Raw genomic sequence first — 15,153 nt, forward strand, 5'->3', positions numbered from 1 at the left:
CGTTACAAATCCAGAAAATGTGGTCGGAGACGATTATGATACTGCAGGAAATGCAGAAAATGTTGCTGTAGCAGACGGTTATGCCTACATAGCAGATGGTGATGCTGGTCTTGTGATCATGGATATTGATGATCCGACTTCACCGGTTGGCAGTTTTAATACTACAGGTCATGCAAATGGAGTTGCAGTATCAGGAGATTATGCCTACATAGCAGATGGTGATGCTGGTCTTGTGGTCTTGAATATTACTGACCCGACTGCACCAGCATTCACAGGCAATGGTACTACGAGTTATGCACATGATCTTGCCATTTCTGGAAATTACGTATACATCGCAGATGATAGTAATGGAATTGTGATCTTTAACGTCACTGATCCTGCAGCGCCAATTGAGGAAGGTGGCTTTAATACAGCTGGCTATGCATATGATGTTGCGGTATCGAACACTTATGTATACGTAGCAGACTTCGGCAATGGTCTTGTCATCCTTCATGTGGAAGGTGCAGACGATACGACCCCACCGGCATCGGTGTCAGGTCTGAACGAAACAAGTGCAGGTGCAAACTGGATCAGATGGGCCTGGACAAACCCTGTTGATGTTGATTTTAGTCATGTGATGGTATACTTGAACGGGACTTTTGTCACGAACACATCAGAAGGATATTATAATTCGACAGGTCTTATTGAAGGCGGTACATATACAATAAGCACCAGGACCGTGGATGATTCAGGGAACATTAATCCGACATGGGTAAATGATTCAGCAACAGCGATCTTCATAGACGCCATGCCTCCGGCATCTGTTACTAACCTTGAGGAAACTGATGCCGATGCAAGCTGGATCAATTGGACATGGGTAAATCCCGATGACGACGATTTCAGTCACGTGATGGTATACCTCAATGATGCATTTGTTACAAATACAACAGACAATACCACCCCTACAACGCAACCGGCCTTACTGAGGGCACTACCTACACAATAGGTATCCGTACAGTAGATACTTCAGGGAACATTAATTCCACATTGGTCAATGATTCAGCAATTGCAATGAGCCTTCCGGAGATATTCAGTGTATCTGGAACAGATATCACGAGGAACTCAATTACAGTGACATGGGAAGCTTCCAACGACACTGCTCAGGTACAAATAAGCAGGGACGATGCCGTCCTTGGAAATGTGAGCGGATCAACATCTTATGTCGACAGTGGCTTGAGCAGTGGTACGACCTATACTTACACTCTTGTCCCGTACAACAGTGGTGGACTGGCAGGCATAGCAGTGAGTGAAGACCTTACAACCAGTTCGTCCAGCGGCGGCGGTGGAGGTAGTAGCAGGAGCAGTGGGGGAGCAGGCGGTGCTTCGGCTTCCGTAGAGGATTTCACTAATCTGGCATTGAAAGATGCAAAAACCCAATACCTTAGAATGAATACCAATGTGACCTATCAGTTCACAAGGGAAGGAAACCCCATACAGTCGATCAGCTTCTATTCCCTGAAGAACGCAGGGGACACAACTTCCACCATAGAAGTCCTTAACAATAGGTCAAAATTGGTCAGCGTCACTCCTGAGGGATCCATTTATAAATATGTCAATATCTGGGTCGGAAGGGCAGGTTTTGCTACATCGGCCAACATAAAGGATCCAGAGGTAAAGTTCAAGGTGAACACCTCATGGATGCAGCAGATGGATATAAACCCGGAGAATGTGAAGCTACAGAGATATAACGGAACTGCATGGGAAATCTTACCCACGACAATGGGAAGCAGCACCGACGGTTACGTGATCTATGAATCTCAGACGCCGGGATTCTCTCCGTTTGCGATAACTGCTGAAATGGCACTTCAACCCCCTGTAAGCAGTGAAACTGATGTACAAAGTAATGTAACTGACAATGTTACTCTCCCAACCGAGGAAAAAACACCAGGCTTTGAAGCACTCTTTGCGGTTGCAGGTCTGCTTGCAGTTGCATATCTCTTTAGAAGAGACTAAGCTATAAAATGAGAAGGGATCAACCCCTTCCTCTATTTTTTTATTCCTTTCCTCTGCAAAAAATGACTTTTAAGCCAGCAGTCATAGAAAATATTGGCTCTTTCGCAGATGGTTTGAAGTGTATAGTATGGTTTTTCCAGCATCAAGGATACTGTGAAGCCTCTTCATGTGTACTTTTTTAATTGCTGATCAACATAACAAACTTATTTTGCTAATTTTATGATTTTTGATGGAATAGCGATCATCGGACTCAAGATCATGCCCCGCTGCAAACCATCTTTCTTATTTTTTCCCGAAATAGAAGAGCCCTAATAAGAGCCAGAATGACATGATGATAGCTGTCAGAATGAGAAGAGGCATTGGACCAAAGTGGAATATTAAAGGAACAGAGGCTGCAGTGAATACACCCCCACCCACAACTGGCTCAAACAGGAGCTGCTTATATCCGAAACCTTCAAGGGCAGGAGATCTGTTATCAGGATCGGCGATCTTCATGAGCAAAAGACCACTGGCTGTCATTCCCATTGACTGCCCGAAATTGCCTATGCTCCTTTCGAACCAATATGAGGGCATCATCCTTGGCCCAAGGAGCATAAATCCTGCCAGGTTCCAAAATATCCCTACTAATGCAAGTATGATGAAAGGCATCAGATTGTTACCGATTACTGTAAGGGACAGGGTAGCGATGGCACTGGTTATCAATATATCCAGAGAGAGGCCCTGTATCCTCATCATGAGATTTCTGTCCAGGGTCTGGTATACATCAAACCTGTCAAGGAACATCTGCAGAATAATGCCTCCGATCATTGCCAGGGGAAAGAGAGGAATGTATGTCAGCAGATATATGCCTGTGGCTTTTCCCCATGTGATCTCTTCGATCTGGATCAAAAGCTGCAGGATAACATAACCAATCCCAATAGCAACTCCAACGTAAGCAAAATGGAGAGATAACGGTTCAATTGATTCAGGTCTCGTAGTGATCTTCCCTGCAGATTCCCTCGCATCGAAATCAATGATGCCGGTCTGCCTTCTCTCATCAAGGCCTATCTGGGATGTCCTTTGCAACACCTCTGTTTTACCAGTCCTCACTCCATAGTTCAGAATGAGTATGCCTAGTACGACACCGAAAAGGATCCCCACTGTCGCAAGACCAAGTGCAAGATCACCTGCTTCTGCAAACCCCAGTTCCTCGAACGTAGCAGCCATGCCTGCTGCGGTACCATGTCCTCCCTCAAAAGATATTTCTATAAGTGCACCTGCCATAGGATCAATTCCAAACACTGGACTTAGGACAAAGATAGTTATCAGTATCCCAAAGACATATTGTCCCCATGCTATGGTTTGTCCGTGTGCGATCTGAGGTCCTGCTACTAACCACATATCATGGATACCAGGTATTTTCTTTCCCAGAAAAAGTGTGGCAAATATTATATTGATGAAAAGTCCTGGCAGTATCCTCCATACATCAAGAATCTCCTGTGAAAATATACCGTTAGAGAGGGAAGAATCGTAATAGCCGGTCCATGAAACAATGGTGCCCAGAACCTCAGGACCAAGGAACAAAGCAAGAAATCCTCCTATAAGTGAACTGGGTATGAAGAGTTTTTGCAGGGATGGAGATATAACTCGTATCCATTTACCAAGCAGCAAGAACACACCAAGCACAAGAAAACTCATTCCCACCATTGAAGCAGACACTACTGTAACCTCCTGCCACCTCACGAGAATATCAATTTTAAGGCAGCAATCTCTTTTTATGAAGAACAGTATATACCCTTTTTCATTTATTACAGAGAAGATGAAGCCATCTTATTAGCTCCAAATACTTCTTTTCAATAGAATCTGTTCAGGCTCTGTAGAAATGCTCATGGATGTCAACATCGACAATAATCACAGATAACACGAGTTCCAGAGAATTGATCAGCGTTAGTTTTCATGCTCCTTGAACCTTTGTGTGGTTCAATTAAGATTCAGTTTTTCTACGGAGCTAAAATAAAAGCAATTCAAATCTATTCAATAACCATCAGTAATTACATCAAAAATACTCTTAAAATGTAAATTTATTCCCCGGTATACCGGGGATTTCATTAAAACGCCCGAACCGGGATTCGAACCCGGGTCGAAGCCTCGACAGGGCTTCATGATAGGCCACTACACTATTCGGACGCTGTGTTGAGAGCACCCCTAAAAGGGAGTTTTTGCATTTAAACCTTTCGTTGGGGTTCAGGTCCCGCCTCCCAGACTCGAACCGGGGGCATCGCGGTGCCTGCGCGGTAATGTGTGACTGACGTCACATGACCATACTACAGCCGCGCACTCTACCACTGAGTTAAGGCGGGACAACGCGATTGATTTCGGAGGATATACCTCACGGGTATCACACTGATACGCATCATACTACTTAGCCTTTTCGGAAAAACATCTCTGAACGATCATCGAAAACGGAGGGAAAGAAGGAGTGAGTGCCCCTTCTTCACAAAAAGGACATCAGAATGTGTCCAGTTCGCCCTTTATTATCATTTTAGTGATGTCTGCCACGTTGGCCAGACCCTCATCGATGATGGCGTTAGCTTCTGACTCTATAGACGCAAAGTGTGTTCCCTTCTTAGGGATGATCTGAGCGCTTGCCACCAATGGCTGGTCTATGGGCTGTCCGATCTGTGAAAGTATCCTTATGTATACATCCTCAACATCAGGGACTTCCTTAACGATCTGCCTTGCCATCCTTGTGGAAAGCAGGTTGTAAAGCTTACCGATATGGTTGATGGGGTTCTTACCGCTTGTAGCTTCCATGCTCATTGGCCTGTTCGGAGTGATCAGGCCGTTACAGCGGTTGCCTCTGCCTACAGAACCATCGTCGCCCATTTCCGCAGAAGTACCAGTGACGGTAAGGAACACAGATCCATGGTCATAATTATCTGCAGTGTTGACATAGGTATTGACCTTCCTGTCAGTGTAATTCAGTGCCAGATCATGGACATAGTTATTCATCTGCTGTTTGATGCTGATATAACTGTCCATATCATCAATATGCCTGCCCACCATGGCACAGCCCACAGTGATGGTGATCTCATCGCTATCTCTCATACCCATGACCTTGATATCCGTGCCTATGCCCGGGATCTTCTTCTTCAGGTCATTGATGAGCTGCCTCTCAGTGTTATAGACAATGTTCTCAAGCTCTGAGAAAGGAGCATGGCCCACACCAAAGGAAGTGTCGTTCGCAAAAGGCACCCTGTCCTTTCTGAACACATCCCTTAGATCCGAGGAGCCCGTACCAAGCTTACAGTCTATTATAATGTCCCTTTCCAGATCCATATCCACAATATGCTTCCTCAGATATTGCCTGGCGGCTGAAAGTGCTACAGCATCTGTAGGGATCTCCACACCTTCGAACTCTTTGGTAGCCCTGCCCACAAGTAAAGTGTATATGGGTTGTATGACCTCTCCGCCACCGAATGTGGGGCAGGAGCGACCTGCAACTATCTGTGTTTCATCAGTATTGTGGTGCAGTACAGCTCCACACTTTTTAATGTACTCAGCACATAAAGCACGGCTCACTGCCTCAGAGAGACCATCGGAAATGCTGTCAGGGTGTCCAATACCCTTTCTCTCAACAAGTTCGATCTGCTGTCTGTTGACAGGAGTTTCCGTCAAAGGTTCGACCTTGATGTTCCTGATCATTCTAATCCTCTTTAAAGTAGACAAATCCCTTTATTAATACATTTTTATATTTCTATGGGAATTTGTATAATAACTAATGCATAGTCATATTTAATACTAACCACATCTCACATTACTCTCAGTAATAATTAGGCTGCGGAGGCAAATAGCAAAAATACAGTGTCTACCGGACAAATTATATTAGCAATTTCAGAGGCCATACAAGACAACTTATATCATAGAAGCATATGAAGGCTTATATCTCAGGAAAGTATTCCTCAGGTCAGTGATAACCCAGGAGAATGCAGCTGGAAGTAGGAACAATGATACGTATTGCAATACCCAATAAAGGAAGACTCCATGATCCAACCGTCGAACTGCTCAAAGAAGCGGGCCTGCCAGTACTTGAAGGAGGTACCAGAAAGCTTTTCGCAAAGACCACTGATCCTGATATCACCATCCTTTTCGCGAGAGCTTCGGATATCCCTGAATATGTGCAGGACGGAGCTGCCGACGTAGGTGTGACAGGTCTTGATCTGATCAACGAGACAGGAGCACAGGTCGAAATGTTACTTGACATGGGTTTTGGAAGAGCGAATCTTGTACTTGCCGTCCCGGAAGAATCACCCTTTAAGGCACCCCATAGCCTGGAAGGTAAAAGGATAGCCACAGAGTTTCCCAACATCACGTCAAGGTATTTCAAGAACCTAGCTATCAATGTCGAGATCATTAAGGTCAGCGGCGCCTGCGAGCTTACACCACATGTTGGAATTGCAGATGCCATAGTGGATATCTCAAGCTCTGGAACCACACTTGCAACGAACCACCTGAAGATGATCGATAAGGTATTCACCTCTTCTGTTTATCTCATAGCTAACAAAAAGACCAGTGCAAACAACTCCAAGGTGGAACAGATAAGCACTTCCATCGAAAGCGTGCTAAGGGCAAAAGGCAAGCGTTACCTCATGATGAACGTACCCGAGTCAGCCCTGGAAGCTGTTAAGCAGGTACTTCCAGGTCTTGCAGGTCCCACTGTCATGAAAGTCGAAGCCTCAAATTCCATTCTTGCAGTACATGCTGTGATAGATGCGGATCTTATCTTTTCCACAGTGAACAAGTTAAAGGCCGTAGGGGCAAAGGACATACTTGTGGTGCCCATCGAACGGCTCATGCCATGAGGTCATAGCATGGAATTCGAAGTCATTCCTGCAGTGGATATGAGGGGCGGTAAATGTGTCCAGCTGGTTCAGGGAGTTCCAGGAAGTGAAATGGTCTCACTGGATAATCCCGTGGCTGTTGCACTGGACTGGGTAGCACAGGGAGCAAAGACACTGCATCTCATCGACCTTGACGGAGCATTGGATGGAAAAAGGGTCAACGCGCCTATTATCGAAAAAATAGTGAGTGCGGGTAAAAAAAGGGGAGTCATCATCCAGATAGGGGGAGGTATCCGCTCTTTTGAAGACGCCGCACATCTCCTTAAGCTTGGAGCAGACAGAGTCATACTGAGCACAGCAGCACTGCGTGAACCTGAACTTGTCAAAAGGCTTGCCGATGAGTTTGGAAGCGTACACATCAATGTGGCCCTGGATTCAAAGAACGGAAAAGTGGCCATAGAAGGATGGAAAAAAATCTCTGAATTCACTGCAATAGAGATGGGGAGAAAGTTCGAAAAGCTGGGTGCAGGCACTCTGCTATTCACTAACATCGATAACGAAGGTCTCATGAAGGGAGTAGATCCAGAACCTACGGCCGAACTGGTGAAAGCTGTAAACATACCCGTAATAGCCTCAGGAGGCATCACCACACTTCAGGATATACTCACCATACGGGCAACCGGTGCATGCGGAGTGGTTGTTGGCAGCGCATTGTACACAGGCAAATTCACATATCAGGAAGCTCTTAATATCCTTAAAGAGCAGCAGAAATAGTCAAATATTGTCTGAAATAGTTTTGTGAAATAGTCTAATATAAATAGTTAAAATATGTAAAAATAGGTACGTGAAAATTATGAGGAAAGCAACTATCTCCCGCAAGACCAAGGAAACCGACATACAGATGGAGCTTAACCTGGACGGGAGCGGTATTTCCGACATTTCCACAGGTATAGGTTTCTTTGATCACATGCTGCATGCATTCTCAAAACATGGTAATCTTGACCTTGTGGTCAAAGCCGAAGGAGATCTCATTGTAGATGACCACCATCTCATAGAGGACACAGGGATCGTACTGGGGCAGGCAATAGCGCAGGCTCTGGGGAACTGTGCAGGCATATCCCGCTTTGGAGAGGCAAGGATCCCTATGGACGAAGCTCTCGCTTCGGTGGCCCTTGATATGGGAGGCCGCAGTTATCTAGTACTGGATGCTTCATTTACCGCTCCGAAGGTGGGAGAGTTCAGCACTCAGATGGTGAAGCACTTCTTCGAGTCAGTGGTGAACAATGCCAGGATCAATATGCATGCCAGTGTATACGGAGACAATGACCATCATAAGATAGAGGCTCTTTTCAAGGCCTTTGCATATGCCCTGCGCAGAGCCGTAGTAGTAGAAGGCGGAGGCATCAAGAGCACAAAAGGAGTGCTCTGAGGTTATTTTTTTATTTTACTCTCAGAATTTACTTTTCAGCCTCTCATAAAAGACCTGTTCATTGCCGTTCGTTCTACGCAGGAGTCTTTCTACTATCAGTTCGGGTGTGCTCCTTGCCACATAATTGTAACGCGGAGTACGATCCACTATTAGATTAAGGTCACAGTCCAGGCCACTTGCCTCTATGCCATCGACCCTCACATCGCTTTGCGTATTTTCCATAATGAGCCCGGACAGATGTGACACGAATACGGCCAGGCTTTTTTCGTTCTCTGCAAGCATTTCCAGTATACCTGAGATTATCCTTGCAGAAGCACCTGGTTCTGTTATAGATTCCAGCTCATCCACAAGTACTATCTTCCCTGAACCATCGGCAACAACTGAAAAATCGATAAGTGTTGTTTCAAATGCACCTGCATCCAGAGTACCCTTGGATTTTGCAAAATAGTAGAAACCCTCAGTCAGTCCAATTTCCATGTCAACGGCTGGTACAGGAAAGCCCATATGGGTAAGGATGATGCATTGTGCCAGCAATTCCAGAAGTGATGTCTTACCTCCTGAATTAACACCACTCAGAAGTACTATCCTGCTCTTATCTCCACCCGGACTAAAAGATGTTGCACCAACAGCGTAATCTATTGGCACAACCGTACCATGCCTTGATCTGAGGAAGAGGTTCTCTGCGTCTTTAAAACCTATTCCAGTTCCTTCTATTATCCTGGGAAGAGAAAGACCAAACTCAGAAGCGAAACATCCGATAGTAAAACCTACATCGAAATCAAGTACCTTTTTTACCATTTTCCGGATACTCTCACGCAGACCCACTAGCGAACGCGCCACCTGCCTCTTATGCTCTATCTTTCTTTTTTCTATCTTTTCTTTTACATACTGCTTTATGGCAGTGACCTGTGTCCTGTCAGCCTCCACCGGATGGCTGATACTTTGAGGGAATAGGGCATCCAGGAAAAGTATCTCTTTCTTTTGAAGGGAAAGGGCTGTACAAATATTCTTTCTGGCTTTTTCGATAACAGAAACATAGTTATGCCGCAATTGGTTCTCAAGCACTGATTTTAGTTCACTGCTGTCGTGCATCATCCTCAGCATATCCTGACCGCTGAGGACCAACTGGCTTTCCCGGAGAGCATTTCCAAGCTCCTGATCTGCATAGGCATTTGCATTCGCAACTGCAGTATCGATCCCTTCAAGTATCATTGTAAGCCGGTCTATCTCAGGGTCTGTCCCTGCCCGCACATCACCGTTCTCATCTATCATGCAAACGGCTTTTTCCAGCTTATCCAGGATCGCATCGTCTACTTCCTGCAGGAAGGTCATACCAGCAATCCTTATCATGCGGGTGACCTGAAGGGAACTCTCTATGATCTGCAGATTCCTTGATACCTGAGAGATCTCATTTTCGGGAACTATCTTCCAGTCTTCACAGGCTTCCATATCAGCAATTACCTCGATCTCCACATCCTCAGGTAGCTCACAGGAGAATAGGTCGTCATCTGCTGCTATGACATGAGAATATCCCCTTGCCGAATCCACGATATCAGTGAGGGAACTCACAAGATGCACATCCAGATACTCTCCAAACCGCTTTTTTACTTTTTCAAGTTTCTTGGGATCAGTGGTAAGTATCACCCTGTCTCTCACTCGCACAGGTTTTAATTTAAGGTTAAGTGGTTTCACACACCCCAGTAAACATAAAAAGCTCTCATTTCCCCTGAGCATGTCAGCATGTTCTATATGTTGTGCCACTGAACTCCGTATAGATTCTATCCTGTCCCTTCTGGATGCCGGATAAGGGAAAAAGGTGTGTATCTTCTCCCTGGCATAACCTGTATGCGCAAAGAGCTTGATGATATCCAGCAACCTCTCGTAGATATCCATAGCCTCCCGTGTTTTAAGGAAGTCCTGTACCCCTACACCTTCTATCCTGGAGCTTACCTCCTGCACCAGGGATATCGCATATCTCTGACCCACGCCTTCCATACATGATATACTTGCCACATCACCGCTAAGGATCGCTTCAAAGGCATTCTGTTCGGTGCCGAAGTGTTCTATGAAACGTCTGGCCATTTTTTCCCCGATGCCGGGGATGTCATTCAAGGAACGTATGCTGTCTTTGTGTTTCATGTTCTCACGTACTTACATTTCAAAGAAATCTCCCAGTTTACAGGGAGATATCCCCCGTTCCACCTTGTACCTGTCCTTCATAGACATGCCACTGACAGAAGAAGCTGCCTTGGGCTGGAACTTCTTAGCCTGCTTTTTATTTCTTCGGCTGTCTATCATCTGGGAATCATAGTATACATCCCATAGTTGCTCCACTTCGTCGGATATTTTCACAGCCGCCAGATCTCCCAGGAATGAAGGAGTAACGACCACGAACCTGTCAAGACCAACAAAATTCCCGTTGCCTATCCATGCTTTATCTCCATGTACCACAGCCACCGGAAGGTCCGGATTCTTCTTCGCCAGCCATCTACAGAACATATCTTCTATCCGGTGTTGCGGTTTGATATCGGCTAAAAGTATCCCTTTAACAAAAGAGGGTCTTGCAAACATACAAAGTCTGTGATGGGAAAGGCTTACCACTCGCATATAACGATAACATCTCTTTTGCAGTGGTGTCTTGCCTGAATAGAGGGAAGTTACGTTCTCAGATGAACTCAAAGTTCTAACAAGCTCAGAAGGCTCACAATTTGCATGTCTGAGCACCAGATCTATGTAATATATGGGATCAGGTTCTTTCCTGCGGGAAAAACTTACATGCCGATTCCAGTGTTTCCCAAAGACACTTTCTGCAAGATCTGTTATTGGTGCAGGTTCAAAACCAACAAGTTCAAAATCCCTTTCTACTCCTGCAAAATCGATCTTTCTTCGAAGTTCTTCCATATCTTCGGCATACATCAGGTGTGCATCTGGGAACTGCCTCAGTTTCAGGCAGGCAAGCAACACTCCTTCCACAGTTGTCCTAAAGCCTATTATCAGGAACATACCTCCATGAATGCAGAAAGATTTGTCTGGCAACGACCTTTGATCTTAATGTAAGGTCTTGCCCTTGTAATTACCACACCCATGCGGGCAAGTTCCTGCTCACAGTTAAAAGGTCTGGCTTGTATGATCCGGCTGGCACTCACAGGACCGATTCCTGGGACCAGCAGCAATTCCTGCAAACTTGCATTGTTGATATCTATAGGGAACATATCAGGATTGCATTGTGCAAGCAGGATCTTAGGGTCCCGGTCTTTCAGAAAACCTGTATCTGTATAGATCTCATCAAAGTCTTTTGCCTTCAGCCCGTAATCCTTGAGCAGGTAAGATGTCTGGTAAAGCCTCACTTCCCGCCATTGAGGTGAAGGAGTATTATGTTCAAGAGGTGTATCAGGCACCGGATCAAAGCTCATGAAATAAGGTCTTCTTAGATCGTATTTGTCCATGAACTTGTCTACGGTTCGTACTATGTCCCGGTCAGATTCAGCAGCCGCACCCACAACGAACTGGGTGTCATTTGCACCTATGATACGCCCTCCATAACCAGCCTCTTTCCTTTTTTCGATTATGAGCTCCTTTGTCCATTTCAGACGCTGGAGGACATCATTGCTGTAATCAAAATTAGGGCATACCTCAGAATAGTTCATACTGCTGGTTGTCTCTGCATTGACCCCGAACTTATTTGCTACATCGGCTATCTCTTCCAGCAGGTACTTTGGTGTCCCTGGCATGAGCCTCATGTGTATATATCCCTGGAAACCCTGAGCACGCAGTTTTCTGGCTACTTCAAGCTGTTTTTCGGAAGTATTTTCAGCATCACCTATTACGCCTGAGGAAAGGAACAAGCCTTCTACTGCATTTCTCCTGTAGAATGACCATGTGATCTTTACGATCTCGTCCGGAGTCAATGACACTCGAGGTGTATCTCTTTCACACCTATTTGGGCAGTAGGTACACTCGCCTGAACAATAATTAGTGAGCAATGTCTTATAAAGCTGGATACATCTGCCATCGGGAGCAAAAGCATGGCATACAGCACTCTGGTTACAACTATCATACTTAGTACCTGAAGCCAGGTAACGCATTCGCTCCGTGAGGGTTTTATGGACTTCACCGGGAGTTTTCACATGGCTCACAATGAAGTGACTGACAAATAAATATAAAACAGGAATGTAAGCGATGTGAAAGTATTACGATGATATGGAAGCATGATCCGTCCGCACCAGCGTAATGATCACTCTTCATCCTTCACTTTAACGTATATCTTCAATTTAGTAACAGCTTCCAATTTCTTCCATTCGACAATAGCATCCTTTTCAAATTTACAGTTCTTTACTGTCTTATCAGGAAGTTTGCCGTCAACCTCATACACAAAGAAACCGTCTTCACCATTGGTGGACACAACGTTCTCAAAATCATTGTCCTGCCGTACTTCAACTACAGCTACTTTTTTCAGGGCTTCCAGCAGAGTTGTACCCTTAGGTACTTCTATAGTTTTAGTGGGTGCAAGTATATCCAACGCGGAAATGATGTTCTTGTTATTTAATTTCAATACGTGGGTTTTTCCATACACTTTACGCTCTATCAGTTGAGCATCTTCGAGGATGGTAGCATGTTTCGCCGCAACCGGAACAGATATATCAAGCTCCCTTGCCAGTTCAGATATATGCATCTCACACTCACACAGCTTTTCAACCATCTTCAAGCGTGTATCGCTGCCCAGAGCACTGAATACTTTAAGGCGTTCAGTGTTGTTGAGGTCTTGAGGGTAATTGTTATCAGATAGGCTCATATATCTCAAAAGTATCTTTTATACGTATATAAACGATTCCCCTTTAATATCTTATTGAAGCTTATATTTGATCTAAATAGAGAACAAATATAATGTTCATTTTTGTGTATGGAAGTACAAACAAATCATATATGGTATTTTTATCTTTATTCCCCACACAACGCCCATATCTGTGTTCTAAGCTTCCAGTCCAGCTCAGGCAGGCTATTAGTTTCAAATTCATGAGTAAGGAACCGCGGCTTAACAAAATCTACTATCTCCCTGCATCTCTCATCAGTAAAAGGCATATGTTGATCTATTTTTGACACATGTTCCATGACAGCGATAAGCCTTTCATGGAAAGAGAGGTCATAATAATCCGCAGGTACACCATTTCTTGCTACTTGCATCTGATAATTACCCGATAGACTGCAATGGAAGTGCATTCCTTCTATCCTGTCAATAATATCTTCCGGATACCTTGCCAGCACATTCAGTACCGAATCAATTGCAGTTCTTTCCTCAGTGCAATTCATAATGGCATTCATCAAATGACCCGTATCAAGCGTAAAAGCCCAGTTCTCGAATTCAAGGGAATCTACAAAATGCATTGTTGCAGCAGTATCAAGCAGGTTAAGGCCGGGCCACCAAAGGTTCTCAAAAAAGAGTCTGACAGGTGGCTCTCCTCCTGGAAGAAGTGATACTGATTTATTTAGAAACTCTGCTGTGGAATCCATAACTTCCATATCAGATACTCCGAAATCCCGGGTGAACACATGATCCAGCTCCACATAAGCAACATGGAAAACCCCGTATTCAGCATTCACTGATGCAGCGTTCTTAAGCGCATTTATGAAGTTGGCGATCATATCCTGACGATCATGCCCTCCGAATAGGAAAAATTTCTCATTTTCATCCATGTCCTCATGAAACGCGTTTTCATCTACCCATGCCCGGTGCCTTCCCATCCAGTAGGGTAAGTGTACTCCTTCGACTATCCCGCAAGGAAAATCAGGAAGAGGGGTATGATCAACAAAGAGCTCCACACCGTCCAGCCCATGAGTACGCAGAAAAGACTCTATGTTGTTCCAGTCATTTTCAAAACGTGACAGATCACTCTCATGGAGGGAGAAGTTCATTAATTTCTTAATGTTAAAACCTCACAGTGATGTATGGATCTACAGTGTATAAAATGGTCTAGGATCATTTTTCCCCCATGATGCCATTCTTCACCAGCCAGGCTGTCATGTAAACCAGGTTATCTATAATGCTGTCATAATCATTCAACAAGTTCTCAGGTGGCTTTTGGTTGCTTTGCAATATATCAGGAAGCTGCCTGATCAGGGCAAGAGCAGCTTCCCGGGCTGAAGTCTCAGGCAGCAGACCCCAGGAAACCTCATCAACAAGATGTGTAATTGCAGATGTTGCTGCAACCAATAAAGGGTTAACAGCTAATTCTCTCAAGTCTTTCAGAAAACGCATTTTACGGTTATCGCCTGCCATGTGTGAAGCCACATTCCAGCAATATGCTTCATCCACCTCGAACCTTTCAAGCCTTAACAGCATATTGCGCTGGGAAATGGGCGTAAGTTCCGATTGCTTCTCAAGTGCTTTCTTGGTGGCTTCGATCACACATTTCCCTATAAGCTCGCCTAACTTGGAATGCTTTCCCGCATCCGTGAGCTTCAACGGGCTTGTCATATTGCTGACCACAGCTATCATATCCGTGCCGGAACCAGTGGCTATACCCTCAGAATACCTGCTTGGGACCATTAATTCCTGTAGGGCTGCAGTCTTTGCTTCAGTAGCGGTCATGATGACACGGGACATTGTATATTCCGGCAGGTCTGCATTTATTAAAATAATGGCATTGATAGTCCCATTTAAAGGGAAATGGCTTCCGTTCTCCTGGTAGTATGAAGCCGGATCACCTACCCTGCCTCCGTTGATCTCCACACCACCTGTTATGATAGCAGTAACTTCAAGACCCCTGAAACCCTTGCTTACTATAGCAACATTCATCATATTCGCAGCAGTCAGCATTCCAGTGCTTTTTAATGGATCAAAGCCCAATTTTGCAGCAAGCAGGGAAAGGTAAGCGGATACGTTTCCACCTTCCAGTTCCTCTCCCTTCTTAACGC

12 protein-coding genes, 2 tRNA genes and 1 pseudogene are annotated in these 15,153 nt (G+C 44.9%); 5 read left to right on the top strand and 10 right to left on the bottom strand.

The genetic code is table 11. The features are described from left to right. Positions 1-985, top strand: a pseudogene (locus AB7U21_RS05400) (hypothetical protein); the annotation flags it as partial. A 41-nt stretch (positions 986-1,026) separates the two neighbouring features. Continuing rightward, positions 1,027-1,992, top strand: coding sequence for a PGF-pre-PGF domain-containing protein (locus AB7U21_RS05405; protein ID WP_428387555.1), 966 nt, complete (start codon positions 1,027-1,029; stop codon positions 1,990-1,992). 282 nt (positions 1,993-2,274) lie between these two features. Here AB7U21_RS05405 and AB7U21_RS05410 read toward each other — a convergent pair whose 3' ends face one another. From AB7U21_RS05410 to AB7U21_RS05425, 4 genes are all read right to left on the bottom strand, one after another. Further along, the gene (locus AB7U21_RS05410; protein WP_428387557.1) at positions 2,275-3,714 is read right to left on the bottom strand and encodes a sodium/glutamate symporter; all 1,440 of its coding nucleotides are present in this window, start codon (positions 3,712-3,714) and stop codon (positions 2,275-2,277) included. A gap of 371 nt (positions 3,715-4,085) precedes the next feature. Then, positions 4,086-4,158, bottom strand: a tRNA-Asp gene (locus AB7U21_RS05415). A 62-nt stretch (positions 4,159-4,220) separates the two neighbouring features. Further along, positions 4,221-4,331 (bottom strand) — tRNA-Tyr (locus AB7U21_RS05420). A 148-nt stretch (positions 4,332-4,479) separates the two neighbouring features. Continuing rightward, positions 4,480-5,676 (bottom strand): methionine adenosyltransferase, encoded by a 1,197-nt coding sequence (locus AB7U21_RS05425; RefSeq protein ID WP_428387559.1) that lies wholly within the window; start codon positions 5,674-5,676, stop codon positions 4,480-4,482. A gap of 302 nt (positions 5,677-5,978) precedes the next feature. On the opposite strand from AB7U21_RS05425, the gene hisG reads away from it, so the two are divergent. The 3 genes from hisG to hisB all read left to right on the top strand — a co-directional run bounded on the left by hisG (position 5,979) and on the right by hisB (position 8,241). Continuing rightward, positions 5,979-6,833, top strand: a complete 855-nt coding sequence (gene hisG, locus AB7U21_RS05430) for an ATP phosphoribosyltransferase (protein WP_333787899.1) — start codon at positions 5,979-5,981, stop codon at positions 6,831-6,833. Between the two features lie 9 nt (positions 6,834-6,842). Continuing rightward, positions 6,843-7,586 (top strand): 1-(5-phosphoribosyl)-5-[(5-phosphoribosylamino)methylideneamino]imidazole-4-carboxamide isomerase, encoded by a 744-nt coding sequence (gene hisA / locus AB7U21_RS05435; RefSeq protein WP_428387561.1) that lies wholly within the window; start codon positions 6,843-6,845, stop codon positions 7,584-7,586. Between the two features lie 79 nt (positions 7,587-7,665). Continuing rightward, positions 7,666-8,241, top strand: a complete 576-nt coding sequence (gene hisB, locus AB7U21_RS05440) for an imidazoleglycerol-phosphate dehydratase HisB (RefSeq protein WP_333787892.1) — start codon at positions 7,666-7,668, stop codon at positions 8,239-8,241. Between the two features lie 21 nt (positions 8,242-8,262). Here hisB and AB7U21_RS05445 read toward each other — a convergent pair whose 3' ends face one another. From AB7U21_RS05445 to AB7U21_RS05470, 6 genes are all read right to left on the bottom strand, one after another. Continuing rightward, positions 8,263-10,380 carry a helix-hairpin-helix domain-containing protein gene (locus AB7U21_RS05445; protein WP_428387563.1) on the bottom strand — a complete coding sequence of 706 codons (2,118 nt, stop codon included), beginning with the start codon at positions 10,378-10,380 and terminating at the stop codon, positions 8,263-8,265. Between the two features lie 12 nt (positions 10,381-10,392). Beyond that, complete coding sequence (locus AB7U21_RS05450) at positions 10,393-11,244, bottom strand: DUF4130 domain-containing protein (RefSeq protein ID WP_428387565.1); 852 nt, start codon at positions 11,242-11,244, stop codon at positions 10,393-10,395. Continuing rightward, entirely contained in the window at positions 11,235-12,377 is a 1,143-nt protein-coding gene (locus tag AB7U21_RS05455) for a radical SAM protein (protein ID WP_428387567.1), read from the bottom strand. The genes AB7U21_RS05450 and AB7U21_RS05455 overlap by 10 nt, the downstream gene beginning before the upstream one ends. Before the next feature lie 98 nt (positions 12,378-12,475). After that, entirely contained in the window at positions 12,476-13,033 is a 558-nt protein-coding gene (locus AB7U21_RS05460; RefSeq protein WP_333787896.1) for an ArsR family transcriptional regulator, read from the bottom strand. Positions 13,034-13,179: 146 nt separating this feature from the next. Further along, positions 13,180-14,151: a TIM barrel protein gene (locus AB7U21_RS05465; RefSeq protein WP_428387570.1), complete on the bottom strand. Its 972-nt coding sequence runs from the start codon at positions 14,149-14,151 to the stop codon at positions 13,180-13,182. A 64-nt stretch (positions 14,152-14,215) separates the two neighbouring features. After that, the coding region (locus tag AB7U21_RS05470; protein WP_428387572.1) for an adenosylcobinamide amidohydrolase at positions 14,216-15,153 on the bottom strand (938 nt) is incomplete at its 5' end.

Origin of the sequence: Methanomethylovorans sp., from assembly GCF_050177135.1 — an archaeon.
GTDB lineage: Archaea > Halobacteriota > Methanosarcinia > Methanosarcinales > Methanosarcinaceae > Methanomethylovorans.